Annotated in this window: 19 protein-coding genes and 4 pseudogenes; 21 read left to right on the forward strand and 2 right to left on the reverse strand. The window is 54.8% G+C overall.

Features of this window, described 5'->3' with window-relative positions; genetic code table 11:
- The first annotated feature begins 1 nt into the window (after position 1).
- Both CFLAV_RS01475 and CFLAV_RS01480 read left to right on the forward strand, forming a co-directional pair.
- On the forward strand, positions 2 to 1,444 hold the full coding sequence (locus tag CFLAV_RS01475) for a hypothetical protein (protein ID WP_007412808.1): 1,443 nt from the start codon (positions 2 to 4) through the stop codon (positions 1,442 to 1,444).
- A 28-nt stretch (positions 1,445 to 1,472) separates the two neighbouring features.
- A complete protein-coding gene (locus tag CFLAV_RS01480; protein WP_007412809.1) occupies positions 1,473 to 3,014 on the forward strand; it encodes a hypothetical protein in 1,542 nt (513 codons plus the stop codon).
- A 3-nt stretch (positions 3,015 to 3,017) separates the two neighbouring features.
- Here the strand turns inward: CFLAV_RS01480 and CFLAV_RS37785 are convergent, their stop codons facing one another.
- Together CFLAV_RS37785 and CFLAV_RS37515 are read right to left on the reverse strand one after the other, a co-directional pair.
- Positions 3,018 to 3,146: a hypothetical protein gene (locus tag CFLAV_RS37785; RefSeq protein WP_150107216.1), complete on the reverse strand. Its 129-nt coding sequence runs from the start codon at positions 3,144 to 3,146 to the stop codon at positions 3,018 to 3,020.
- A 408-nt stretch (positions 3,147 to 3,554) separates the two neighbouring features.
- Positions 3,555 to 3,698 (reverse strand): annotated as a pseudogene (locus tag CFLAV_RS37515) (hypothetical protein); the annotation flags it as partial.
- 738 nt (positions 3,699 to 4,436) lie between these two features.
- Between CFLAV_RS37515 and CFLAV_RS01495 the strand changes: the two are divergent.
- The 19 genes and pseudogenes from CFLAV_RS01495 (at position 4,437) to CFLAV_RS01585 (ending at position 23,650) form a co-directional block, all read left to right on the forward strand.
- The gene (locus tag CFLAV_RS01495) at positions 4,437 to 4,760 is read left to right on the forward strand and encodes a hypothetical protein (protein ID WP_150107217.1); all 324 of its coding nucleotides are present in this window, start codon (positions 4,437 to 4,439) and stop codon (positions 4,758 to 4,760) included.
- 462 nt (positions 4,761 to 5,222) lie between these two features.
- The gene (locus tag CFLAV_RS31570; RefSeq protein WP_007412814.1) at positions 5,223 to 8,408 is read left to right on the forward strand and encodes a serine/threonine-protein kinase; all 3,186 of its coding nucleotides are present in this window, start codon (positions 5,223 to 5,225) and stop codon (positions 8,406 to 8,408) included.
- A 79-nt stretch (positions 8,409 to 8,487) separates the two neighbouring features.
- Positions 8,488 to 9,045, forward strand: coding sequence for a sigma-70 family RNA polymerase sigma factor (locus CFLAV_RS01510; protein WP_007412815.1), 558 nt, complete (start codon positions 8,488 to 8,490; stop codon positions 9,043 to 9,045).
- A gap of 237 nt (positions 9,046 to 9,282) precedes the next feature.
- Positions 9,283 to 9,351: pseudogene (locus CFLAV_RS37790) on the forward strand (prepilin-type N-terminal cleavage/methylation domain-containing protein); the annotation flags it as partial.
- 187 nt (positions 9,352 to 9,538) lie between these two features.
- A complete protein-coding gene (locus tag CFLAV_RS36310) occupies positions 9,539 to 9,919 on the forward strand; it encodes a hypothetical protein (protein WP_007412816.1) in 381 nt (126 codons plus the stop codon).
- Positions 9,920 to 10,309: 390 nt separating this feature from the next.
- Entirely contained in the window at positions 10,310 to 10,960 is a 651-nt protein-coding gene (locus CFLAV_RS01525) for an NAD(P)H-dependent oxidoreductase (RefSeq protein ID WP_007412818.1), read from the forward strand.
- Positions 10,961 to 11,116: 156 nt separating this feature from the next.
- A pseudogene (locus tag CFLAV_RS36315) lies at positions 11,117 to 11,280 on the forward strand (alpha/beta fold hydrolase); the annotation flags it as partial.
- Positions 11,281 to 11,349: 69 nt separating this feature from the next.
- Positions 11,350 to 11,838: a hypothetical protein gene (locus CFLAV_RS01535; protein WP_007412820.1), complete on the forward strand. Its 489-nt coding sequence runs from the start codon at positions 11,350 to 11,352 to the stop codon at positions 11,836 to 11,838.
- A gap of 30 nt (positions 11,839 to 11,868) precedes the next feature.
- Positions 11,869 to 12,615: a 3-oxoacyl-ACP reductase family protein gene (locus CFLAV_RS01540; RefSeq protein ID WP_007412821.1), complete on the forward strand. Its 747-nt coding sequence runs from the start codon at positions 11,869 to 11,871 to the stop codon at positions 12,613 to 12,615.
- A gap of 66 nt (positions 12,616 to 12,681) precedes the next feature.
- Positions 12,682 to 13,380, forward strand: coding sequence for a hydrolase (locus CFLAV_RS01545; RefSeq protein WP_007412822.1), 699 nt, complete (start codon positions 12,682 to 12,684; stop codon positions 13,378 to 13,380).
- Positions 13,381 to 13,485: 105 nt separating this feature from the next.
- Entirely contained in the window at positions 13,486 to 15,297 is a 1,812-nt protein-coding gene (locus tag CFLAV_RS01550) for an amidohydrolase (RefSeq protein ID WP_007412824.1), read from the forward strand.
- A 28-nt stretch (positions 15,298 to 15,325) separates the two neighbouring features.
- Positions 15,326 to 16,261 (forward strand): annotated as a pseudogene (locus tag CFLAV_RS37525) (alpha/beta fold hydrolase); the annotation flags it as partial.
- A gap of 111 nt (positions 16,262 to 16,372) precedes the next feature.
- Positions 16,373 to 17,173: an alpha/beta fold hydrolase gene (locus tag CFLAV_RS37530; RefSeq protein WP_283950761.1), complete on the forward strand. Its 801-nt coding sequence runs from the start codon at positions 16,373 to 16,375 to the stop codon at positions 17,171 to 17,173.
- Between the two features lie 27 nt (positions 17,174 to 17,200).
- Entirely contained in the window at positions 17,201 to 18,460 is a 1,260-nt protein-coding gene (locus CFLAV_RS01560; protein ID WP_007412826.1) for a hypothetical protein, read from the forward strand.
- Complete coding sequence (locus CFLAV_RS01565; protein WP_007412827.1) at positions 18,457 to 19,221, forward strand: hypothetical protein; 765 nt, start codon at positions 18,457 to 18,459, stop codon at positions 19,219 to 19,221. Before CFLAV_RS01560 ends, CFLAV_RS01565 begins: the two co-directional genes overlap by 4 nt.
- A gap of 17 nt (positions 19,222 to 19,238) precedes the next feature.
- On the forward strand, positions 19,239 to 19,805 hold the full coding sequence (locus tag CFLAV_RS01570; RefSeq protein WP_007412828.1) for an antibiotic biosynthesis monooxygenase: 567 nt from the start codon (positions 19,239 to 19,241) through the stop codon (positions 19,803 to 19,805).
- Entirely contained in the window at positions 19,802 to 21,679 is a 1,878-nt protein-coding gene (locus CFLAV_RS01575; protein WP_007412829.1) for an amidohydrolase, read from the forward strand. The genes CFLAV_RS01570 and CFLAV_RS01575 overlap by 4 nt, the downstream gene beginning before the upstream one ends.
- Positions 21,680 to 21,707: 28 nt before the next feature.
- Positions 21,708 to 22,169, forward strand: a complete 462-nt coding sequence (locus CFLAV_RS01580) for a DoxX family protein (protein WP_007412830.1) — start codon at positions 21,708 to 21,710, stop codon at positions 22,167 to 22,169.
- Positions 22,170 to 22,189: 20 nt separating this feature from the next.
- Positions 22,190 to 23,650, forward strand: a complete 1,461-nt coding sequence (locus CFLAV_RS01585) for an alginate export family protein (protein WP_007412831.1) — start codon at positions 22,190 to 22,192, stop codon at positions 23,648 to 23,650.
- Positions 23,651 to 23,915 lie beyond the last annotated feature (265 nt).

A 23,915-nucleotide genomic window follows, 5' to 3' on the forward strand; every position in this document is an offset into this window, starting at 1 on the left:
CATGCAACTCAAATTCTCAGACGGGAAAATCGCACCGCTGAAGGAGGCAATCATCCGGCTGCGGCTCGGGTCTTATCCTGGTTATAATGTGCTTGGAGTAAACTCGTTTACCCAGGAGCAGTTGCAACCCGCGTCACGATTGAGCTGGTCGGTTGGTGGTGTGGACATCGGCCCATTGCAACCCATCCATCACCGGGACGACCGGCTGGTATTGACGACCATCGGCCCTGCGCTTCCAATACCGCCAACCCAGTTGCAACTGATCCAGCGCGGGGAACAGGAAAAAGTGCTGGAAGCCGCGCGCCGCCTGAACCTGGCCCATTGTTGGCAACAACCCAATGGCTTGGACGCACCCATGGAAGGTAGCGCCAGTTACGAGGACGGTGCCTGGCCGCGAGGAGCCTGCCTCATGTTGCCGGTAGGCGAGTCACCCTGTGCCACGGAACAGCGGCTGATCGGCTGGCTGGGTGAACGGCTGCCGACTTTGGCCGGCGTTGCCGCGGAGATGCTCAACGACGCTTCCAGGCAGGATCGTTGGCGCTTTCGTTTTCATTTGCCCAACGAGAAAAGCGAAAACCTCGTGCTGCCATTGGCTGGGAGTTGGTCTCTGGATGCCCGCGAAGGCCCGGAGGACGGCTGCATCCTGAAGCAATCGCTGGGTCAACTCATTGACGCCGATCTCAATCTGCTCATGGGTCAGTTGCTGGACACACAAGGCAGGAATATCGCATTGCCTAGGGGAGCCAGCTTTCCGAAGCGGCCCATTTCGGTCCGCCTGGCCAACGGTGGTGCGACCGCCTTCTGCCGCGAGATTGAAATCAAAATCGCGAACGAAAACAACCAATGGAACTGCACGGTGCGATTGATGTTAGTGGACGATCCACGAGCCCAAAGGCCTGCGCATGCGCCGCTGCCGCCAAGGATCCTGCTGGCGGAATGCGCCCAGGTGCCGGCCAAACAAAATGAAAGGCTCTTTGGGCTCAAGCCCCCCGCTGCCGGAGCTCTTAAGAACCTGGAAGCCGAGCTCACCGAGGCGGCCAATTGGTCCATGAAGCCCGCCGACGCGCTGCTCAAGGCGGCGCGTGTCGTTCCGGGTTTTGTGCGTGAGAACGAAGTGGCGCTTTACACCCGGTTGCGGGTCGGTGACTTGGTATTGGTCCAGATTGTTGATGGCGCCCTGCCGGTGATTGTTGGCGCGCTGCACGAGCGCCGTAATCAATGGGAGGAGGGCGACAGTTCAGCCGATATTGCCTGTGCCGCGACGCAGATCGATTTTGGTCCGTCAGCGGCTCAGTCGGATGGAGCTCGACTGCGGCTGGCGGGGGGCAAGGCGCGATTGGTAGCTCCCTCCGATGCTGAGGTCAAAAGTCCCAGGGTTGAGATCCAGGGCCAGATGGAGGTTGCCAAGGCGGCTGCCTTCAAGGGTGAGGTGACTGTAGGCTGAGCTGAAGCGATTTGGAAGGCAAGGAACAATGAACTTCCTGACTGAAGATTCCATATTGATGTGCCCTCACGGCGGCACGGTGCAGCTCAAGGGGCGCGGAAAACCGTCGTTCAAAATAAACGGGCAGGCGGTGATTTGCCTGTCCGGTTTGATCGGGGCGCCATTTGATGACAAGTGCACTCAAGTCGGTCCCGGCTTGAAACCTTGCACCACTGTTACCTCTGTGACTGCGGGATTTGCCCGGCCGATGGTCGTCGGTCGCAGCACACCGCTGCTTTCCTCTGTGCAGGCGATCACCGATAGCAGCCCGCCAGGCATGATTCACTGCTCGACGGTACAACAACTGGCGAGATGCCACACGGCGGCGCCGCACCAAGCCAATGCCGGCAGCGGGTCCAAGGAGGGCAAAAATCGTTCTTCTACCCAGGCCAGTCATAAGGTCAGCGTGAAAATCAAACCCGCCAGGATCAACGACGGAGGGTATCAATTGCAGTGGTCCGGAACCAAGGAACCGACCGACTTGGTTTTGTTGGTCCTGGGAAATCCCAACCTGAACGAGGATTTGTCGGTTGCGAGCCAGGACTCAAGCCGGGTGCTTGACATCACCAAGTACAGTACTGCAGGCAATCTGTATGCGGAAGATCTGGATTTGCTGTTGCGCCACATCCTTTCGTTGTACCAGTCACGCGCTTCCGAGTTGGCGATGACCATTCAATGCAAGGCCGTGCTGAGTAGGGGAGGCGTGGTTCACGTGGATAGCGCTGACGCGAAGGCAGTGTCTTTGGCATGTCCGGCCCGGCCGGTTCCAATTCCGCTCAAGTTGTCGGCGGCAAGCGAGTTAAAGCCCATTATCTATTATTTTGATCCGCCCAATGATAAGTATGGGCGCACATTGACTCTGGTCGCAGCGTCAGCGGAGAAATTTGCTTGGTTCAGATACGATGGCAAATTCGAAACAAATCCGCAGGCGCGGGGAATGGACTGCACCACCTTTGTCCTGTCGATGCTCGCGCCGGATTTTAGTTACGGGAAAAATTCCATTAAAAGCAATTGGGCTTTGACTGGAATCCTGGGTGGCGTGGCAGCTGAAATGCGTTTGGCGGAACTTGAAAAGCCGGTTCCATTGGCTGGCGGGGCAGTCGGCATCCATTCCCAGACTAATCCGGCATCAGGATACGTCGTCATCAACCATGCTGGCAAATCTCACGCCTTGTCGGGCGTAACGAAGCCCGTGGGCGTTCCTTTGATCGATCTGCCGGCGTGGCTGTTGGCAGCACTACTCGATTCTTCCCATCGTCCAGGGTCCATAAAACTGGTGGATGCCGCCAAGCAGGCGCAGATTGGTCAGTATACGGCTTCGCTTGATTCGGGCCTCTTCCTGGTATGGGTATCCCACCACATTGCCTTGCTCTTGGACGGCTGGATCCATGAATTTAATTCCTATCAAAAAGGGCCTTCGGGGTATATCCGAATGACAGCGAGTCAATGGTTTCAGAAGCGGCCAGCCGATGAACATTGGACAGTCGTCCGACTGCCGAACGAAACGGCGGACAAGATTCGAAACATCTGATTCTTAGGAGGCGTGCTGCCTCAAGCACGAGACCAGGATATGGAGTCGCTTAGAACCGGGCAACATGTGTTCCTCCAATCCTGGAATAAAAACCACCCTACACGAAAGTCCCTTAGCACCATGCATTGTCATTATGCGAACTTGTTAGCGCATTGGGCTCCCTGGGAAGACGTGCCAGCATCATATCATGATGGGGCTTGTGGTTTTTCCTTTGCCGACGGTCACGCAGAGATGCACAAATGGCAGGACGAAACCACCAAGGCACCTATCCTCAAGGTGAATTTATGCAGCTCTACCACCTTCACTTCGCAGCATGATAATGCATGGATGGTTCAGCGCACAAGCGCAGCGCACTGAACTCCGCAAAAGGTAAGGCAGTTACGGGCTCCTTTTGTGTATTCCAGCAATAGTGTAACTACGTTCGCTTCCACAACCCGGCAGTCTCGGCCAGCCATTCTGGCAGACCTCCGTCACCAGGGATTGCGTAGGCCGACAGTTTCCAAAATTATTAAAGACCTGGAAGCGGAGGTGCCCGGAAGCTCAGCCCAGGAAAACCGCTGAGCTATTTGGTATTTTTACCACCGTTTCCCTGCGGCAGTGAAAATGCAGTTTTTCGAAGATGTTAGGAATGTAGCTGCGCAGGGTCCCGGTGCTGATTCCGAGATTATCAACCATTTCCTTGTAACGTAAGCCTTTCCAGTTCCGAGGATGGCTTCATGGGGATCCGCCAACGAACACCTCACGAATAGCTCTAAGCAACTAGGCTGCTGGCGTCATCTTTAATAAATAGCCGCTGGCACCGACCATCATAGACTTGAAAGGACGATTGCTATCCTCATAGACATTACCGTCAGAGATCCTCCTAGGTTCGCTCTACCTTGCCGATGATTTTTTTAAGAATTGTACTTTTCAAAGTGTGTGTAAAACTGTGAGTAAAAGGATTAAAATGGATACGTTTTGATTAAGTCGGGAATAGCTTGATTGTTGCTGAAAACAAGGCAAATTCCTCAATAATTGGTGCGCAACCAGGTCAATTCCGACCCTCGCCTCCAAGTTTTGAATGCTTGGGCTTCAATAGTTTTGGAGGGTTCGCGGGTTCCATTGCCAGAGAAAATCTCTGGCATACGATGATTCGTGCGTGTTCAGTACAAGTCAAGGTGCCCGCACTGGAGGATTACGAAAAAAAGCTATCGGCAGAGTAACGTGATCCCCGTGCAGTTTCCCAAACTCCATATGGAATCTCCCCTGGCAGCCACAGCTGTGGAAGGTGCCACCGGGGAGGAGCAGGTGACCAGCCTGGCTGGAGGTGCCAAATGAAAGGCCCAATCTCACAAGGGTGTTCGGAAGGGGACGATTGGATGGTGAAGGAGTTCATGTGGGAGCAGGGGATTCCTTTCTGGACAGATATACATCATCGCATTTGTGGCCTTTTTACGACTGCCGGAGCCTTGGTCTATTACGTGGAGTCCATGGATTATTCACCCGGTCTGGACAGTGGGCGTAGGCAGGGAGGGAGCCTTTGGCGAGAAAGGCCCGGAACTACGAAAGAATATTCGCTGCTTCCTTGGGCAGGGTGGTATCAAGCTGGATTGCGAGGAGTCGCTTTTGGATGCCAGTAGCACCCGGATGAAAATTCACTTTGTCAACGAGGCCAGTGAGCTGGGTAAAAGGGTTACTTTTGCCCAGACGAGCCGGGGAAAGGTGATGGAATGCCGGGAGGAATTGCGGCTGGGAGATTTCGACTAATTATGCTGCTGGGCGATTCATTGATTGGATTCGCCACGTGCGAACGCTCTCAGGCGGAACTCTCTGGATGAAAGCGACGTATGTGGCGTGGAGGTTTTTTGACTCGCTCACCACACACTGAATAGGTAACTCGGGGGGGCGATTCAGTTTACGACTTTTAACCACTCCTCGTTTCCCTGCGGCAATACTGGTTTCCCCGCCGACGAGCCTGATCGTGCAGTAAGTGACCCCAACTACTCTGCATCTCTGGGCTTTGTTTTTGTTAATACGACGGCGGCTCATAAATTTCCACAATCCTTTTGTCCTTTTAACCATTAAATCTCGCCTTGTATTTATGGCCTCACTGGCCGCAATTTTCAGAATGAAGTTCCAGAAGAGCGATTTAATGAAAATAAAAGGCTCGCAATCGATACCTTTCCGTTTGATTTGCAAAATCATGGAGGGGATGATTCGCATGACGTAATGAATGATTCCCCTAATCCTGACGTGGCTGTCTTTACAGAAGCCGTCCAGTTGCCTGCCGGCCAACGAGGGGCATATTTGGACCGTGCTTGCGGCAGTGACAGGGAACTGCGCCAGCGAGTTGAAGTGCTGCTACAAGCGCATGATCGGATCGGCGATTTTCTGGAGCAATCCCCCCAGAAGCCTGAGATGGAAGCCAGATCGGGGGCTTCTGTCGGCGAGAAACCAGGCGATCGTATTGGCCGCTATAAATTGTTGCAACAAATTGGCGAAGGCGGCTGCGGCGTGGTTTACATGGCCGAACAGGAGGAGCCGGTTCGTCGTCGGATCGCCCTGAAAATCATCAAGCCGGGCATGGACACCAAAAGCGTGATCGCCCGGTTTGAAGCCGAGCGACAGGCGCTCGCGTTGATGGATCACCCAAACATCGCCAAGGTATTCGATGCGGGTGCGACGGAATCCGGTCGGCCATATTTCGTCATGGAACTTGTCCGTGGTATCAAAATCACGGAATACTGCGATCAAAAGTCGCTGACAACCGAGGAGCGGTTGAAACTTTTCATCCAGGTGTGTCAGGCGATTCAACACGCGCATCAAAAGGGAATCATCCATCGGGACCTCAAGCCTTCCAACATATTGGTGACCACCAGCCTGGAAGGTGCGGCGTTGCCGGTGGTGATTGATTTTGGAATTGCCAAAGCCACCACGAACCAGCGATTAACGGACAAGACGCTATTCACGGCGTTCGAGATGCTCATTGGCACACCTGCCTATATGAGCCCCGAACAGGCGGCACTGACCAGCGTGGACGTGGACACGCGCTCTGACATTTATAGCTTGGGGGTTCTGCTTTACGAGTTGTTGACCGGTGCCACACCGTTCGATGCTGGCGAACTACTCAAGGCTGGCCTTGACGAAGTCCGGCGTGTAATCCGTGAGCAGGAGCCCCTTCGGCCTTCCACACATTTAAGCAAAATGACTGAGGCAGATTTGACAACGGTGGCGCAACACCGCTGTTCCGAGCCGCCCACGTTGATTCGCACGGTTCGCGGAGATCTGGACTGGATTGTCATGAAGATCTTGGAGAAAGACCGTACGCGTCGCTATGAAACGGCCAACGGTCTCGCGCTCGACATTGAACGATTTCTGGCCAACGATCCCGTCTCAGCGCGCCCACCGAGCTCGCTTTACAAATTTCAAAAGACCGTGCTTCGCAACAAATTGCTGTTCATCGGCATTGGGGTCATCGCAGGGCTTTTCGTCACGTGCTTGATTATCGTTTCGGCGTCGCTCGCCAAAGAACGGCAGGCGCGTCGCGAGTCCGATGCCGACAAGGCAAAGGCTCAAACTGAAGTGGCCAAGAGCCGGCAAGTCACGAAATTTCTCGAGGACATGCTGCAAGGCGTTGGACCGTCGGTTGCCCTCGGCCGGGATACGACAATGTTGCGGGAGATCCTGGACAGATCAGCCGAGCGAGTTGGCACGCAGCTCACAAATCAGCCGGCAGTCGAGGCCGAGTTGCGAACCAGAATTGGCAATGTTTATGGCGAGCTTGCGCTCTTTAACAAGGCTGAGGCCATGCAACGCGGCGCTCTGGCAACCTACAAACAATTGTACGGTGAGGAGAATGCCGAGACGGCTACAGCGCTCAACGGCTTGGCCATTTTGCTTCGGCAGGAAGGCAAACTTGCGGAGGCTGAGGCCGCTTTTCGCGAAGCTTTGAAGGCGCGGCGCAAGAACTTCGGCAGCGAAAACACGGATGTCGCCACCTCACTCAACGAACTGTCGCGTGTATTGCTGGAGGAAGATAAAACAGCCGAAGCAGAAACATTAAGCCGGGAAGCTCTGTCGACACGACGAAAGCTGCTCGGAGAGGAAAATCTCGACGTCGCTGATTCACTCGACTCCAATGGAATCATTCTGCGACTGCAAGGCAAGAACGGGGAGGCTGAAGCCATGGCGCGACAGGCTTTGGCGATACGGCGTAAACTTCTCGATGAGGGACACCCGCTGGTGGCCGTCTCGCTGATCAACCTGGGATTGGTGTTGTTCAATGAAGGCAAATGCGACGAGGCGGAGTCCTGCTACCGCGAAGCGCTGGATAAACAATCCAAACTCGTCGGACACGACCACCTGAACGTGGCGGTCGGATTGAGCGATCTCGCCTTCCTCTTCCGAAAGCAAGACAAGGTCGCCAACGCCGAAACACTGCTGCGTTACGCGCTTTCCGTTGAAGGCAAATTCCTGGCCAAGGAGCATCCTGAATACGTTAAAACGTATCGAAAACTCGGTTTGACGCTGGAATCCCGTGGAAAGCTTGCCGAGGCGGAAGCTGCGGACCGCGAAGTGTTCGAATTGGCGCGAAAGGTTTACGGCGACGAGCATTACGAAGTCGCCCAGGCACTCCATTCCCTATTACAGGTCCTTATGGGTGAGAAGAAGTACGCCGCGATAGACCAATTACTGACCGAGTTTCTTACTCCGGATTTTGTCTCCACAGCGCAGAGTGCTCGTTGTCTGGTGGTGCGTGCGGAATACCTTGCTCGACGAAGCCGCTGGAAAGAGGCTGCGGCCGATATGGCCTTGGCTCTAAGATACCATCCCACAGACTCTCGTTACTATCACATGCAAGCACCACTGCTGGCCGAAACACGCGACCAAGGGCAATATCAACTCCTCTGCCAGAACATCCTCAAGGACTTTGCCGGTACATCCGACCCGTTCGTTGCCGACCGGATGGCCAAAGATTGCCTCCTTCTCCCAGCTTCAGGAGTGGATTTGCGGTTGGTCAGTGAAATGGCGGATACCGCTGTCATAGCCGGAAAGGACGAGGCCGCAATGCCCTTCTTTCAATGTAGCAAAGCGCTGGCGGAATATCGGCAGGGGCATTTTGCCAACGCCATTGAATGCGCGCAGAAATCCCTGAAGGGACCAGAATACTTATACGCTCAAGCTGAGGCCTATCCCGTTTTGGCAATGGCGCATTTTCAAGTCAAACAGAATGACGCGGCAAAAGCCGCGTTGGCCAAAGGATTGGAACTTATGCAAGATCAATTACCCAAACGTGGCTGTGACGATTTAGGAGACGACTGGCAGGGTTGGATTTTCTCTCAAGTATTGATGAACGAAGCTACATCTCTAATTAACCCTGAACCGGCATCTGGAAACAACGCGGTCAGGCCATAGCAGAATATTAAAATCAAATTGGTAGCTGAGAAATGTAATCCTGATACGCTCAGCGCAAGCGCAGTTGTTAAATGAAACCATGAGCGACGCCACACTACCGTTGACTGCTCTCGAGCAAGGCGAACCCGAGGCTGCTGAAAAGCTACTCGATCTCGTCTATGAGGAATTGCGGTTGCTCGCAGCCAGCAAGATGGCGAAGGAAGCGCCCAGGCAGACACTTCAGGCCACTGCATTAGTGCATGAGGCGTGGTTGCGATTGATGGGCACCAAAAACCCAAAATTTGAAAATCGCGCTCACTTCTTCTCTGCCGCCGCCGAGGCCATGCGCCGTATCCTCATTGACCGTGCGCGTCGTAAACTTACCCGGCGGCACGGTGGCGAATGCGAGCGAATTGACATGAACGAACAGGTGTTATCAGTCCCGGACACCGACCGGCAACTGCTGGCCGTGCATGAAGTTTTGGATGATCTCGCAAAGCAGTTTCCAGTTCAGAGTGAGGTGGTCAAGCTGCGCTATTTCGCCGGGATGACCAACGAGGAAATCGCGGGGGTCCTGGGCATTTCTGTTTCCACGGTAAAAAATTATTGGACATTCGCTCGCACCTGGATTTTCAGCGAGATCACCAAGTCCAGCTGATTTTCCGCAGAGGATTCCAATTAATAAATGAAAGCTTTGAACCCCTGGGGAACTTTGAGAACCGCCTGCCGGCATTATTTCCATACATGAGAGTTTTGTCATGGTTATTGTTTCGAGCAGCCACGCTTACAGTGATGTGATTGGCGTAACCCGTCCTTATACCAGCTCAATATCAGGCCTGCAGAGATTTTGTCGGATGAAGGCTCAATGAAAAAATCATCAGTATGACTCACGTATTTGAGGAGAAGAGCTTTTACCTTGATTGAGTTGCTTGTGGTGATCGCCATCATGGCAATTCTTGCAGCTATGTTGTTGTCGGCATTGGCCCGAGCGAAAAGTAAAGCTCGTCTGACTATTTGCATTAACAACACAAAGCAACAGGGCATGGCACTGGCACTTTATGCCGATGACAATTCGGATTATTACCCGGCATGGATTAAATGGGTGGCTTATGGTGGGCAAACCTCCACGTTAAAACCCGGCGATCCGGAATATGGGGCGGGCGGTAGCTCCAAATGGGGGTCATGTGAATCAGACCAATCGGCCGTTGAATCAACATGCTGGCAACAGTCTGAACGTTTTTCGTTGTCCTGCGGACCATGGAGATGCGGCGTATCCAAGCGTCAACTCCTGTTGGGATGCATACGGCATCAGTTATTACATGGCCTTTTGGTTCGACAACGCCGGAGTGAAGCATGTTGGTGGAGAGTCCGAATATTGGTCGACATCCAATCCTGGCGCTAACGACCAAGGGCCCATCAAATCCTCAGAGATTGCCAAGGCGCCGACGACGAAAGTTATTTTGAGCGATTTCCCCTGGTATGGCCGCGACCCTAATAATGGCGCAAAGTGCGTGGCACAATTTTCTGGGTAAGCCTCTTTTTCCCACGTTGTTTGGTGACGCTCACGTGGCGAATTTCCTTTTCCCAACCAACATTTCAAACGCGACACTGCCAAATCCTGACAACGAGTTTTGGTAAGGACTTAAAGCAAGTCGGTTGAGTTATCCCCCCTTTCGCATTTCCAGAAAGCGGCCCAACTAAGTTAGAACCCCCTGAAACAGAAATCGGGCGGCTAAATTCCGCGGCCGGTTGACTGCAATTACGGCCGTGATTTCCGTTATACCTAACGGTGTCTGATCAATTCTGAAGCTTCACAAATTTGCGGTGATTAAAAATCTTCGTGGGCAATTACCCCTTTTCTTCTGAAATCTCGCATTGTGTAAGGACGGGTAATATGCCCGCGAAGTAAAACGGTTAATGCCATGAGCAATATCAATCACCAACAACTTATCACTCAACTGAACTGGCGCTACGCTACCAAGCAGTTCGATCCAAACCGGAAAATCAACGAGCGCGATTGGGCGGCACTCGAAGCGGCGCTGCTGTTGACGCCTTCAAGCGGCGGCCTGCAACCGTGGAAATTTATTGTCGTAACCGATCCATCTGTCCGCACAAAACTTCTGCCTGCGTCATACGGCCAGCCGCAAATCACTGATGCTTCGCATTTGGTCGTGTTCGCCGCGAAAAATAATTTCAGCGAAGCCGACGTGGACGCGCACTTGAAACATGTTGCTGAAGTTCAGGGCATTCCTGTCGAAGCGTTGACTCCATTCCGCGCGATGCTGGTTGGTGGAATCGTCACAAACATGGACGAAGCCGCACGCAATGCCTGGGCGCGCAATCAGGCCTACATTGCGCTCGGCAATTTGCTGACCAGTGCCGCGTTGCTGGGGATTGATGCGTGTCCGATGGAAGGGGTTGATCGCGATCAATACGATGAGATTCTTGGATTGAAGGCGAATGGTTTTGCGACCGCCGTGATCGTCACGCTTGGACATCGCTCTGCGACTGACAATTACGCAATCGCCCGCAAAGTGCGTTTTCCCAAGGAACAAGTCTTCGCCAGAATCTGACCGAACGAAAGCTTTTGCTAACGGCGTCCGTTCAATTTTAGAGGTGCACAAAAATGAGACGATCAAAAAGCTTCACGGGCAGTTGTCCTTTTCTTTCTGAAATCTCGCATTGTGTAACGACGGGGAATACGCCCGTGAAGTAATCCGGTCAAAGCCATGAGCACAATCATTACGAAAGACGGCACGCACATTTATTACAAGGACTGGGCCTCGGAGGAACCCGTCGTTTTCAGCCACGGCCGGCCGCTAAGTGCGGATGCATTCGAGGACCAAATGTTCTTTTTGCGTCCCAAGGCTATCGCTTCATCGCTCACGACCGCCATGAACAGGTTAAGCAGAATCTCCTGGCGATCATAAGGCACTGACGAGGAACCCACAGGAATTTAACTATGCTTCTGACAATACTCACATTCGTGCATGTCCTGATAAGCTTTGCTGGCATCCTCTCAGGCTTAGCCGTCCTGTTCGGACTGTTCACCGGAAAGCGGCTCGACAGATGGACAGTGCTTTTCTTGACAACAACTGTGGCCACAAGCATCACCGGGTTCTTCTTTTCGGTCCACCACTTCATGCCGTCCCATGCCGCTGGCATCCTCTCACTCGTGGTCCTGGCAATTGCCATCCACGCGCGCTATGCGCGAAAACTCAACGGTGTATGGCGCAAAATATATGCAATCACTGCAATGGTTGCGCTCTATTTAAATGTGTTCGTCGCCGTCGTGCAGGCCTTCCAGAAGTTGCCTGCTCTTAAAGTTCTTGCGCCAACTCAGTCTGAGCCACCTTTCAAACTCACACAGCTCGTTGTTTTGACGCTTTTTGTAGTGCTGACTTTTGCCGGCGCGATCAGGTTTCGCGACAAGCCGATTCACACAACTTGAACATCTGAATGAACTAAAATCAAAAAATCTATGAACCAAACACTCAAAAATAAACGCGCACTAATCACCGGAGGCAGCCGTGGCATTGGTGCTGCCATCGTCAAACGTCTGGCCAGGGAAGGCGTTCATGTCGCGTTGACCTACTCCAATTCGCCCGACAGAGCCAATGAGGTAGCTAAAATGGCGCAGTCACTCGGGGTCAAAGCCATTGCCATTAAGGCTGACAGTGCCGACGCGAACGCCATCATCGCTGCGGTCGAGCACACAGTAAAGGAACTTGGCGGGATTGACATCCTGATCAATAACGCTGGTGTTCTGGCTCTCGGCCCGATTGATGGTTTTTCGCTCGCCGACTTCGACCGGACCATCGCCGTCAACGTGCGTGCCGTATTTGTGGCGACGCAGGCGGCGGTCAAGCACATGAAGGAGGGTGGACGCATTATCAACATCGGCAGTTGCAACGCCGAGCGCATGCCGTTTTCAGGCGGAGGCGTTTACGCGATGAGCAAGTCCGCCCTCGTGGGGCTTGTCAAAGGTTTGGCGCGCGATCTTGGTGCGCGGGCAATTACCATTAACAACGTTCAGCCCGGCCCCATTGATACGGAGATGAATCCGGACAACAGCGAATTTGCCGGGATGCTCAAGAAACAATTTATGGCGTTGCCTCGTTACGGCAACGCCGACGAGGTTGCGGGGATGGTCGCCTACCTGGCCGGCCCTGAGGCTGCTTACGTCACCGGAGCAAGCCTTACGATTGATGGAGGGTTCAACGCATAACCATCGAACCCTTTTGCCTCGGGAAATCACCTCAACTAAAAAAACCAAACCAGAAGGAAAAGCGCCATGAGCCAATATAACAAACTCTATACACCGGCAGATTCCGCCATCGTGTTCATTGACCATCAACCGCAGATGATTTTCGGCGTCGCAAATGCCGACCGTGCCACGTTGATCAATAACGTCACGCTCCTCGCCAAAGTCGCAAAGGAATTCAACGTTCCCTCAGTCATCACAGCCGTCGAGACTGAGTCGTTCAGTGGTTACGTCTGGCCACAGTTGCTCGACGTTTTTCCTGGCCAGCCAATCGTCGAACGCAGCTCCATGAATTCCTGGGACGATGCCGGCTTCCGCAAGGCGATCGAAGCGACGGGCAGGAAGAATATCCTCCTGACCGGTCTGTGGACGGAAGTGTGCGTCACCTGGCCGGCCATCGAAATGCTTGGCGCGGGGTACAACATTTATGTCGTCGAGGATTGTTGCGGCGCGACTTCCCCCGCCGCACAAGAAGCCGCTCTCTCGCGCATGGTGCAGGCCGGTGCCGTGCGTCTGACCGCCATCGGAGCTTTGCTCGAATGGCAGCGTGATTGGAAAAATAAGGATCACTATAACGAGCTCATGAGCCTTCTCAAATCACAGGCTGGTGCTTACGGCATCGGCGTCGAATACGCCTACACGATGGTGCATCACGCGCCGCAATCCGCACAGAAGCCGCAGATTGTGATGAAGAAGGCGCAATTAGCAATGTCCGGGCCATCGGTCTGAAAGCAAATATAATGAACTCTCAACGAATTTCGTCCGAAAGCAACAGTATCGGCGGCATGGCAAACCTTCAGAAACTAAACGACCAGGACGGAGACAAAAAATCCTATGAAAAGTAACATATCCCTGGTTGCGGCCTTGACCAATGTCTCATTGTTCTTGGGTGTTCTCTCATTTTTTCCAAACCCTGCGGCAGCGCAGGACCAACAGGCCGATCTCATCGTTCAGAACGCTGCCATCACCACTCTCGACCCGGCGCAGCCAATCGCGCAGGCGCTTGCGGTGAAAGACGGAAAGATTGTCGCTGTGGGCACCGATGAATCGGTTCTGAAATGGAAAAGCGCACGCACAAAGGTTGTCGATGCCAAAAAACTCCGTCTGATTCCGGGCCTCAACGACTCCCACGCCCATTACTTGCGCGGCGGTATTTCATTTAATTACGAACTGCGCTGGGATGGCCTAACAAGCCTGAAAGAGGGCCTTGCCATGATTCGCAAGCAGGCGACCCGCACGCCTGCTGGTCAGTGGGTGCGTGTCGTTGGTGGATTCACGCCATGGCAGTTCAAGGAGAAGCGATTGCCCACGCCGGAGGAACTCACCGCGGCATCCCCCAATCGGCCGGTGTATGTACAATATTTTTACAGCGCTGTAGTAATGAACCGGAAAGGGGTCGAAACGCTGGGCATAGACCGTAACACCACATTTCCCCCAGGAACGAGTATTGAGAAAGATGCCAACGGCGATCCCACTGGAAACTTCTTCGCCACGCCCAGTCCCAACCTCTTCTACAAACTGCTCGCGACGCTGCCAAAACCGAGCGAGGAAGAGGCGGAGAGTGGCGAAACACAGCTTTTTCACACACTCGCCCGCTATGGACTGACGAGCGTGATAGACGCTGGTGGCGGCGGTTTCAGTTTCCCTGGTGACTATACCACACCTGTGGCAATGGTGGAGCACCGCAAACTTCCACTAAGGGTTTCCTTTTATCTGTTCACCCAGAATCCCGGAAAAGAGCTTGATGAATACGAGAACTGGATAAAGAACAATCGGGTCGGTCAGAACCTGGATGAATTCAGGGAGCACGGGTTCGAACTCGAGGGAGCAGGTGAATGGGTGCTTTGGAAGGCCGGTGACTTCGAGAATTTTCGGTCTCCGCGTCCGACGCAGGATGGGGACATGGAAGAGAAGCTCGAGCCCCTCGTCGCGCTGTTTGTCAAAAACCGCTGGCCGTTTCGCATCCACGCGACCTACGATGAATCTATCGCCCGCATCTTGAACGTCATTGAAAAGGTCAACGCAAAGACACCACTAAACGGCCTTCGCTGGTCTTTCGAACACGCCGAGACGGTCAAGGAAGGGAACATTGATCGGATCAAGGCCCTCGGTGGCGGTGTGGCGGTGCAAGATCGCATGTTCTTTCTCGGCGACGACTTCCTCGCGCGCTATGGAGCGCAAGACGCTGAACATGCGCCGCCGTTGCATCTGTTGCTGGCCAAAGGTGTGCCAGTGGGAATGGGGACGGACGCCACCCGCTCGTCGTTCAATCCTTGGTTGGGCTTGTATTTCATGGTCACCGGCAAAGTTGCCTCCGGCGCACAGTTCCTATCAGCAGAAAACCGACTGTCCAGAGAGGAGGCGTTGCGACTCTATACTGCCGGTAGTGCCTGGTTCTCCCAGGAGGAAACTGAAAAGGGGCTCATCAAAGTTGGCGAGTTCGCGGATTTCGCGCTGCTCTCGAAGGACTACATGACCGTACCGGAAGAACAGATCAAGACCATTGAATCTGTATTAACTGTGGTAGGCGGCAAACCGGTCTATTCGGCTCGGGGATACAAAAACCTGATTCCTGAGAAAGTGCCTGATCCATTACCTGCTTGGTCTCCAGTAACCTTGTTTCCGAGTTTCCACACAATCCACTAGAACGCTACAAAACTTACAAGACTTCTCTATGAACCTATCATCATCCAGACGCACCTTCATCGTTGGCACTGCAAAATTTGCCGCAATGTTGTTGTTGGCATGCGTCTCATTCCCGGCAATAGCCGGTAAAGTCCCTGCCGGTTTCAGCGAGCATTTTGCTGACGTGAACGGAACGCGGTTGCACTACTTCATCGGCGGCAAGGGCAGTCCCGTGGTTTTGTTGCACGGCTATGCGGAAACGAGCCACATGTGGCTTCCGATCATGCCCCTGCTGGCCAGTAATCACACGGTCATTGTTCCCGACTTGCGTGGCGCGGGTGAGTCCGCCAAACCGGAATCCGGTTACGACAAGAAAAACATGGCGAAGGACATTCACGACCTCGCCACATCACTCGGACTTGACCACGTGAGTATCGTCGGCCACGACATTGGGTTGATGGTGGCCTACGCCTACGCTGCGCAGTTTCCGCAAACGACCGAGCGCGTGGTGTTGATGGATGCATTCCTTCCCGGCATCGGCAATTGGAAGGACGTCTGGCTCATGCGCGATTTGTGGCATTTCCATTTCTACGGCGAAGTGCCGCTGGCATTGGTCAAGGGGCGCGAGCGGACTTACTTCGAGCACTTCTGGAACGACTTCGCCGCCGATCCAAAGCACTCCATACCCGAAGCCGACCGTCGTTTTTACGCGAAGGCCTATGCCCAACCCGGCGGGATGCACGCCGGCTTCGAGTATTTCCGCAACTTTGAGCTCGATGCAAAGGACTTCGCCAGGCTGGGCGCGACACCACTACCCATGCCGGTGCTCGTACTTACCGGCGAAAAGGCCAGCGGCAATGTTCTCATCGAACAAGCCCGGCTCGTCGCTTCAAATGTCCGAGGCCAGGTTGTTCCCGGTTCAGGACATTGGTTGATGGAGGAAGCCACGGAACTCGTGATTCCGGCCATCACCGCTTTCCTTGACGAGCCGGGAACAGCCCCAAGCGCCCCGTCCGGAGTGCAACACAAGACGGTTTTGGTCAACGGCGTGAAGCTCCACTATGTGGTCGCTGGCGATGGCGAACCCGTCGTGCTCGTGCCCGGCTGGCCGGAGAGCTGGTTCGCGTGGCGGCGCGTGATTCCCGAGCTCGTCCGCAGCGGCAGGCGCGTCTATGCAATTGACCCGCGCGGTTTCGGCGACAGCGAAAAACCTCTCACCGGCTACGATCCGGCCACCGCCGCGCAGGATCTGCATGCTTTCATAGAAACCCTTGACTTGGCGAAGGGCCGCGGCGTGGACGTCGTCGGCCATGACATCGGAACCTGGATCGCGTTTGCTCACGCAACTGCGTTCCCCCACGATGTTCGCCGCTTGGTGCTCAGCGAGGCAGCCATCCCGGGCATCTCGTCACTACCTGGGGGGGCACCGGATAGCGCGACGAATCTCAAGACCTGGCACTTCGGCTTCAATCGGCTCAACGATCTGCCGGAGATTCTCGTGCAGGGCCATGAGCGTGCGTTCCTGTCCTGGTTCTTCACAAACAAGATTCTCCGAAAAGGGGCGATCGAACCGGCGGCCCTTGACGAATACGTGCGTTTGTTCTCAAACCCTGACTCAGCGCGGGCGGGATTCACCTACTACCGGGACTTCTTTGACGAGGCCGGGCAGGCACAGATGAAGGATGGAGCCGCTCGCCGGCTGGCAATGCCGGTTCTGGCGCTGGGCGGCGAGGGAGGCGTGGGCAGCGCGTTGCTGAAGGCAGTGCAACCTCTCGGCGACAACGTGCATGGTGGCGTGCTCGTGGGGTTCGGGCATTACCTACCAGAGGAATGTCCGGAAGAACTCACGCGCGCCATCTTCGAGTTCTGGCGGGCGAATCCTTCCGAAGCCAAATAGAGACAAACATTAACAACCAACAAAAATATGAAAAATCCAGGTCACTATAAAATTAGCAGCAAGATTCTGTATGTCGTTGCGGTTCTCACATTCAGCGCCTTCGCCGGTGTGGCGAAGGCTGGACCCGTGAAGTCTGTCGGAGCGATGACGTTCGTTGACGCCAACACAGTTGTTATCGCCGACTGGCGGGCTGGCGAGATTCATGCCTTACAACTTCCTCCGGCTACCAGTGTCACGGCGAAACCGTTCAACTTGAAGAATGTGTCCACTCCAATTGCACATGCACTGCGCTCACAGCCAGACAAGCTGCGCTTCGAAGACATGGCCTTCCGCCCTGGCATGGAACTCGCCTACATCACCGTCTCGGTTGATCGGGGCAACGACGTTCCAAGCCCGGCGCTGGTGTCGGTGGATGCGGCCGGAAAAGTGGCTGTCGTCAACCTGCCAAAAACGCCCTACAGTTCGGTTGAAATCAAAGATCGTCCGGTGGCGGGAAAGTTCCTCTGGCGTGATGTGCCAGAGGCGACCTACACCGTGACAGATATGGTATTCCATGAGGGCAAGCTCTATGTGGCCGGCTTGTCCAATGAGAAATTCGCTTCAACGCTACGGGTCTATGGCTTTCCGTTCAAGGACGATGCGACCGCAACCAGCATCGAGATGTACCACGCCGTGCATAACCAGTTCGAGACCCGCGCGCCGATCCGCAAGATGGCCGTCGTCACGTTGAACGGTGAGCCAAGCCTGGTTGCTGCGTATACCTGCACGCCGCTCGTCACGGTTCCACTCAAAGACTTGAAGGACGGTGCGCACGTCACCGGCAAGACCATCGCGGAGCTGGGGTGGGGTAGTGCGCCAGTGGATATGGTGACTTTCGACGCGGGCCAGGGGCCAATGGTCCTGCTGATAAACTCGCACAAATCTGCGGACCTGATGACGGTCTCCTCAATTGCCGAAGCGTCGGCCAAGCCCGGCCTCACGACGCCGATCAAGTGGCCGAATGAACCTCTGCTGGGCCTGAAATCCACATCCATCCCAATGGCGGGAATCGCGCAGCTCGGCGACCAAAACAAGGAGTTTCTTTGCGCGCTGCGACGTAACTCGGAGTCGGGCGACATGGAACTGATGTCCATTCGCAAAGGTGCGTTTCTGCGTCTGAGCGACTTCGTCAACGAGTATGACTTCGAGGACTTCAGGTACGGCCCTCACGACGGATGGAGCGGAGTCCACAAAATGTTACGAACCGACGAGGGCTATGCCGATCTGGCCAAGAGGGCTGCACCGTGAGAGCGCCCGAAGCAGTCATAGCACTGCTGCTTTTTGCAGCGTCGGTCGTGGCACCCGCCGCCAGGTCGCCGGTTCAGGTCTATCCGTCCGGACCAACCGTCCCTGAAAACCTGTTGCGCATCGAGCTGCGGTTTTCAACGCCCTTGCGGCCGCCATTGAGCATCGAGCACGTCAAGCTCACCAATGTCGACGGCGTCGAGATCAGCGGCGCATTTCTCGATCTACTTCTGCCCAGCCGAGACGGCAAACGAGTGACGATCTTAATGCACCCGGGCCGGGTGAAGTCCGGTGTCGGCGCAAATCTCAACCTCGGTCGGGCGCTGCGTGCCGGAGATACGGTGGTGTTAGTAATTAATCATCCCGCACTGGCGAAGTCCATTCGCAAGGCCTGGCAGGTCACGGCCTTCGATGCTGAATCACCACAACCGGCTAACTGGACGTTTAAGCTGCCGCGGCGGGGGAGTCGAATTCCCATATTGCTTCGGCTCGATGCGCCAATCAGTTCGTCCGCCGAAGGGTTGATCGCGATACGCGGACCGGACGGGCGGCGTCTCGCAGGCGACGCCCTTCTGGAAAGCGGCGAAACCGTGTGGCGCTTTGTTCCAGCCCGACCGTGGTTGGCTGGAAGTTACGCCGTGGTCACCCATCCAGACCTCGAGGACTCCGCCGGCAATCGGCCGAGTGCGCCGTTCGAGGTCAGCGACGCCAGTCAGGTTCGTCGCGAGGAGGGAACAGTTCAGCCATTTGAGTTATTCAAATAATTCCTCAACGCACACCAATGAACCAGCCGAGCACAATCACCGTTTCCATCACCCGCACAGTGAAACCCGGATGTGAGGCCGCCTTTGAGCGAGCGTTGCACGAATTTGTACAGCGCTCGCTGGTGCTGCCTGGACAGATGGGTGTTCACATCATGCGTCCCGCGCCGGGCAGTGCATCGCGCGAATACGGCATCATCCGCAAGTTCGCGAACCGCGATGCACTCACTGAGTTTCGCACCTCGCCTGAATATATTGAATGGAATGGACTCGCGATGGAGTTGACCGAAGGCAGCGGCCGGGTTGAGGAACTCACCGGCTTGGAAAGCTGGTTCACCTTGCCCGGAACACCATTGCGTGCATTGCCGAAATGGAAAATGGCCATCGCCACTTTTCTCGGGGTCTTTCCAGTCGCCACAATTCTGAATCTGACTATCAGTCCGGCGATTCGGCCATGGAATTTTCTAGTTGGCAATGCCGTCTTTAACGCCTCGGTCGTGGCTCTTCTGACCTGGGTTGTCATGCCTGTAATCACACGGGTTCTGCACAGCTGGTTGCACTCTGACGAAATGAAAACCTCCCCATGAATTCAAAAAAGTTCCCCGACCTGATTCTTCACAACGGACGAATCACGACACTCGACCCGAAATATCCCGAAGCGACGAATTTTGCCGTCAAGGACGGCCGCATCATCGGTGTGGACGACGCGGAGGAATATGAGCGCGGGCCGAACACCAGGGTAATTGACCTTAAAGGACGGCGCGTCATTCCCGGCCTCAACGATTCGCACCTGCATGTCATTCGCGGCGGGTTGAATTACAATCTGGAGCTGCGTTGGGAAGGTGTGCCGTCGCTGGCCGACGCACTGCGAATGCTCAAGGAACAGGCGCAACGCACGCCGCCCGGACAATGGGTGCGCGTGGTCGGCGGTTGGAGTGAATTTCAATTCGCCGAGCGTCGGATGCCGACCTTGGAGGAGATCAACGCCGCCGCGCCCGAAACGCCAGTGTTCATTCTGCATCTGTATTGCCGTGCGCTTCTGAACCAGGCGGCTTTGCGCGCCTGCGGGTATACGAAGGACACGCCCAATCCGCCGGGCGGCGAAATTCAACGTGACCACGGCGGCAAACCCACCGGATTGCTCATTGCGCGTCCCAACGCCACGATTCTTTACGCCACACTTGCCAAAGGACCCAAGCTTCCGCCGGAGCACCAGATGAATTCCACGCGCCAGTTCATGCGTGAGTTGAACCGACTCGGTCTGACGAGCATTATCGATGCAGGCGGCGGGTTTCAGAATTACCCGGAGGACTACGCCATCATTGAGGAATTGCACCGCAAGGGAGAGATGACTGTCCGCATCGCTTACAACCTCTTCACACAAAAACCCAAACAGGAGAAGGAGGACTTCGCGCGTTGGATTAAGATGACGGGGCCGGGTGTAGGCGACGACTTCTTTCGCTGTAACGGCGCGGGTGAAATGTTGGTTTTCTCGGCGGCGGACTTTGAGGATTTTCTTGAACCGCGTCCTGACCTCGCCACCTCACTTGAGGGAGAACTGAGGGAAGTTGTCTCATTGCTTGCGGCCAACAAATGGCCATTTCGTCTCCACGCCACCTACGACGAGAGCATTACGCGCTTTTTGAATGTATTCGAGAAAGTGAACCGCGATGTGCCGTTCAAAGGGTTGAATTGGTTCTTCGATCATTGTGAAACCATTTCCGACCGCAATCTCGAGCGCGTGAAAGCACTGGGCGGCGGAATTGCCATCCAGCATCGCATGGCATTCCAAGGCGAATACTTCATGGAGCGCTATGGCAAGCAAGCAGCGGAACGGACTCCGCCCGTGCGCAGGATGCTGGAGATGGGCATTCCGGTCGGCGCTGGTACGGACGCGACGCGGGTGGCCAGTTATAACCCGTGGGTTTCGCTCTACTGGCTCGTGACGGGCAAGACAGTGGGCGGAGTCTCGATGTATCCCGAGAAAAACCTGCTCAGCCGCCAGGAAGCGCTTCGGCTTTACACCCAGGGAAGCAGTTGGTTTTCGAGCGAAAGTGGAAAGAAGGGAACGATCGCACCCGGCCAATTGGCCGACTTCGTCGCGCTTACCGAGGACTTTTTCTCCGTCCCGGAAGATCAGATCAAAGGCATTGAATCCGTCCTTACAGTGGTCGGCGGCAAAATTGTTCATGCCACAGATGAATTCGTCTCTCACGCCCCACCGTCGATTCCAGTGCTCCCAGAGTGGTCGCCCGTCAAAGTGTTCGGCGGCTACGGGGCGCCGTTGGACGTGCGTAAGGCTGCGCGAGCCGGAGTACCAATTCAGCAGCACCAACACAGTGCCGACTGCCATTCGCACGGTTGCGCTCACGCCTTGCAACAGCTCTTCACTGCTGCTGAAACAGCGCGCAATCGCTACGCCGACTTCTTCGGGCTGGGTTGCGATTGTTTCGCGTTCTGATGAGCAATTCATTGCTCCAACTCCAAATATGTTCAAAACCCTGCTGAAAAAATCCCCGACGACATGTCCGGGCAACTTGGTGACGACTTACAGGCACCTAATCCTTCGCGTCGTGGCGGGCCTGATGATTTTCTACATTCACGGCTGGCACAAACTGGAAGGTTTGATTGCTTACCTGCGACACGGCACGGCATGGCAGCTGTTGAATGCAGTGGCGGAGATGCATTTCCCCGCGCCGTTTGCGTTCGCGGTGGCAGCGACTTTGGTGCAACTCGCCAGTTCGCTATTCGTCGCGGTTGGCTTCCTCACGCGAATTAACGCGCTGCTGTTGGTGGGCGTGCTGAGTGTGGCAATTCTTCAGAACGTGCTGGCAGGCCACGATCCACAACTGGCGATTCTTTACACGCTTGTTTTCACAACGCTTGCCTTGATGGGTGGAAGACAATTTTCGCTGAATGCGAAGCATTTTCAACCGAAGCCAATGCACTGAAGCCACATTCAGCAATTTTTATGTGCAATGACGTTTTGAACGCTTCGAGCGGAGATGCCGTGTGGTCTGGTAAGCGTTGTATTTTGTGGCTGTTGACCACCGGTCTGATGGCAGGCGGAATTTGTCGCGCACGAGCCGACGATGCAACACCACCTCCAAGTCCACCGCCATTCAGGATCATTCGTTACGACGAGAGTTATGGATATCTGCGCGACCCGGCGCGGCGCTCCGACCCTCTCGACGCCTTGAAATTCATTCCGCTGAATACAAATGGCGACTCTTATCTTACGTTGGGTGGGGAGATCCGCGAACGCTATGAAGTCTTCAGCAATTACAACTGGGGCAAGGGACCACAGACCGACGATGGCTACTTGCTGCAACGCTACATGGTCCACGCGGACCTGCATCTTGGGCCGAATGTGCGTTTCTTCACCCAATTCAAAAGCGGTCTTGAGGACGGGCGTAACGGTGGACCCCGCCCACCTGATAAGGACGAATTCGATCTGCATCAGGCGTTCCTGGATGTCACGGCACATCTCGACTCAGAAGATGCTTTGACGCTCAGGCTTGGGCGGCAGGAATTGAGCTACGGCTCGCAACGACTAATCTCACCCCGGGAAGGGCCGAATGTCCGGCAGAGTTTTGACGGTGCGCGCGCAATTGTTTATCGAAACGAGTGGAGGATTGATGGGTTCCTCACCCGGCCAGTGGAGACGAATCCCGGGATTTTTGACGACCATCCGGACCCTGCGAAGCTTTTTTGGGGAGTGTATGCTGTCCATCCGTTGCCGATCGTTCCTGGCGGGAACATTGATTTCTACTACCTTGGGTTAATCCGAAAAAGCGCCACGTTTAACCAAGGCACGGCCCGTGAGGAACGTCACTCCATTGGCACAAGGTTCTGGGGGGCGAAGGAAGGTTGGGATTACAACTCTGAATTCATTTACCAATTCGGAAGCTTTGGCAGTGGCGACATCAGTGCCTGGACTGCCGGTTCCGATACAGGCTATACTTTTGCTTCCGTGCCCCTCACCCCACGGATTGGCTTAAAAGCGGATATCGCAAGCGGTGATGGTAATCCGCAGAACCCGAACTTGGGAACTTTTAATGGGCTTTTTCCCCGGGGCGCATACTTTTCGGAAACCGATTTGATCGGCCCAGCGAACATTATCGACCTGCACCCCTCTCTAGGCTTGCTGTTGACGAAACATGTCCAGTTCACCGCTGACTGGGATTTTTTCTGGCGTGAAAGCACCGGCGATGGGATTTACGGCGTGGCCGTGAATCCTGTGCGCTCCGGACAGCGAAGCAATGCCAGCTACATTGGCAGCCAGGTGCAGGCCAAAATTGACTGGCAACTCAATCGGCATCTGGTCTTCGCGGCTGCCTACGCTCATTTCTTCGCGGGCGAATTTCTGAAAGAGACTCCACCAGGCAAAGATGTGGATTATTTTTCAGCGTGGGCAACCTACCGCTTTTGAATGCAGAAGTAGGCGAAGTTGACCTGACCCCGAAAAAGTGGACTGGAAGAAGAGTGAGTCATGCCGCAAGAATGAAGACAGACCATGAAAGCAAGAGATACAGTCCGGAACAGGACGTAAAGATATTGAGGCAGGCACAGCTTGAAAGATTAATTGTACGCAAGTTGGGTTTACACGGGGAGTTATTTGTCAGGCTCGTTGGACTTCTCTGCGACCACTTCGTAACTTGAAAGTTCAAGTGATTTGGCTGCACAATGTTCTGGCA

The organism is Pedosphaera parvula Ellin514, assembly GCF_000172555.1.
GTDB lineage: Bacteria > Verrucomicrobiota > Verrucomicrobiia > Limisphaerales > Pedosphaeraceae > Pedosphaera.

Bases quoted from the DNA above. Each gene is read 5' to 3' on its own strand.
- CFLAV_RS36310 (WP_007412816.1), top strand. From the start codon at position 9,539: ATGGGGCGGGCGGTAGCTCCAAATGGGGGTCATGTGAATCAGACCAAT.
- CFLAV_RS37785 (WP_150107216.1), bottom strand. From the start codon at position 3,146: ATGACAATGCATGGTGCTAAGGGACTTTCGTGTAGGGTGGTTTTTATT.
- CFLAV_RS01580 (WP_007412830.1), top strand. From the start codon at position 21,708: ATGTTCAAAACCCTGCTGAAAAAATCCCCGACGACATGTCCGGGCAAC.
- CFLAV_RS01575 (WP_007412829.1), top strand. From the start codon at position 19,802: ATGAATTCAAAAAAGTTCCCCGACCTGATTCTTCACAACGGACGAATC.
- CFLAV_RS01545 (WP_007412822.1), top strand. From the start codon at position 12,682: ATGAGCCAATATAACAAACTCTATACACCGGCAGATTCCGCCATCGTG.
- CFLAV_RS01525 (WP_007412818.1), top strand. From the start codon at position 10,310: ATGAGCAATATCAATCACCAACAACTTATCACTCAACTGAACTGGCGC.
- CFLAV_RS31570 (WP_007412814.1), top strand. From the start codon at position 5,223: ATGAATGATTCCCCTAATCCTGACGTGGCTGTCTTTACAGAAGCCGTC.
- CFLAV_RS01480 (WP_007412809.1), top strand. From the start codon at position 1,473: ATGAACTTCCTGACTGAAGATTCCATATTGATGTGCCCTCACGGCGGC.
- CFLAV_RS01535 (WP_007412820.1), top strand. From the start codon at position 11,350: ATGCTTCTGACAATACTCACATTCGTGCATGTCCTGATAAGCTTTGCT.
- CFLAV_RS01540 (WP_007412821.1), top strand. From the start codon at position 11,869: ATGAACCAAACACTCAAAAATAAACGCGCACTAATCACCGGAGGCAGC.
- CFLAV_RS01560 (WP_007412826.1), top strand. From the start codon at position 17,201: ATGAAAAATCCAGGTCACTATAAAATTAGCAGCAAGATTCTGTATGTC.
- CFLAV_RS01475 (WP_007412808.1), top strand. From the start codon at position 2: ATGCAACTCAAATTCTCAGACGGGAAAATCGCACCGCTGAAGGAGGCA.
- CFLAV_RS01550 (WP_007412824.1), top strand. From the start codon at position 13,486: ATGAAAAGTAACATATCCCTGGTTGCGGCCTTGACCAATGTCTCATTG.
- CFLAV_RS01510 (WP_007412815.1), top strand. From the start codon at position 8,488: ATGAGCGACGCCACACTACCGTTGACTGCTCTCGAGCAAGGCGAACCC.
- CFLAV_RS01570 (WP_007412828.1), top strand. From the start codon at position 19,239: ATGAACCAGCCGAGCACAATCACCGTTTCCATCACCCGCACAGTGAAA.
- CFLAV_RS01585 (WP_007412831.1), top strand. From the start codon at position 22,190: ATGTGCAATGACGTTTTGAACGCTTCGAGCGGAGATGCCGTGTGGTCT.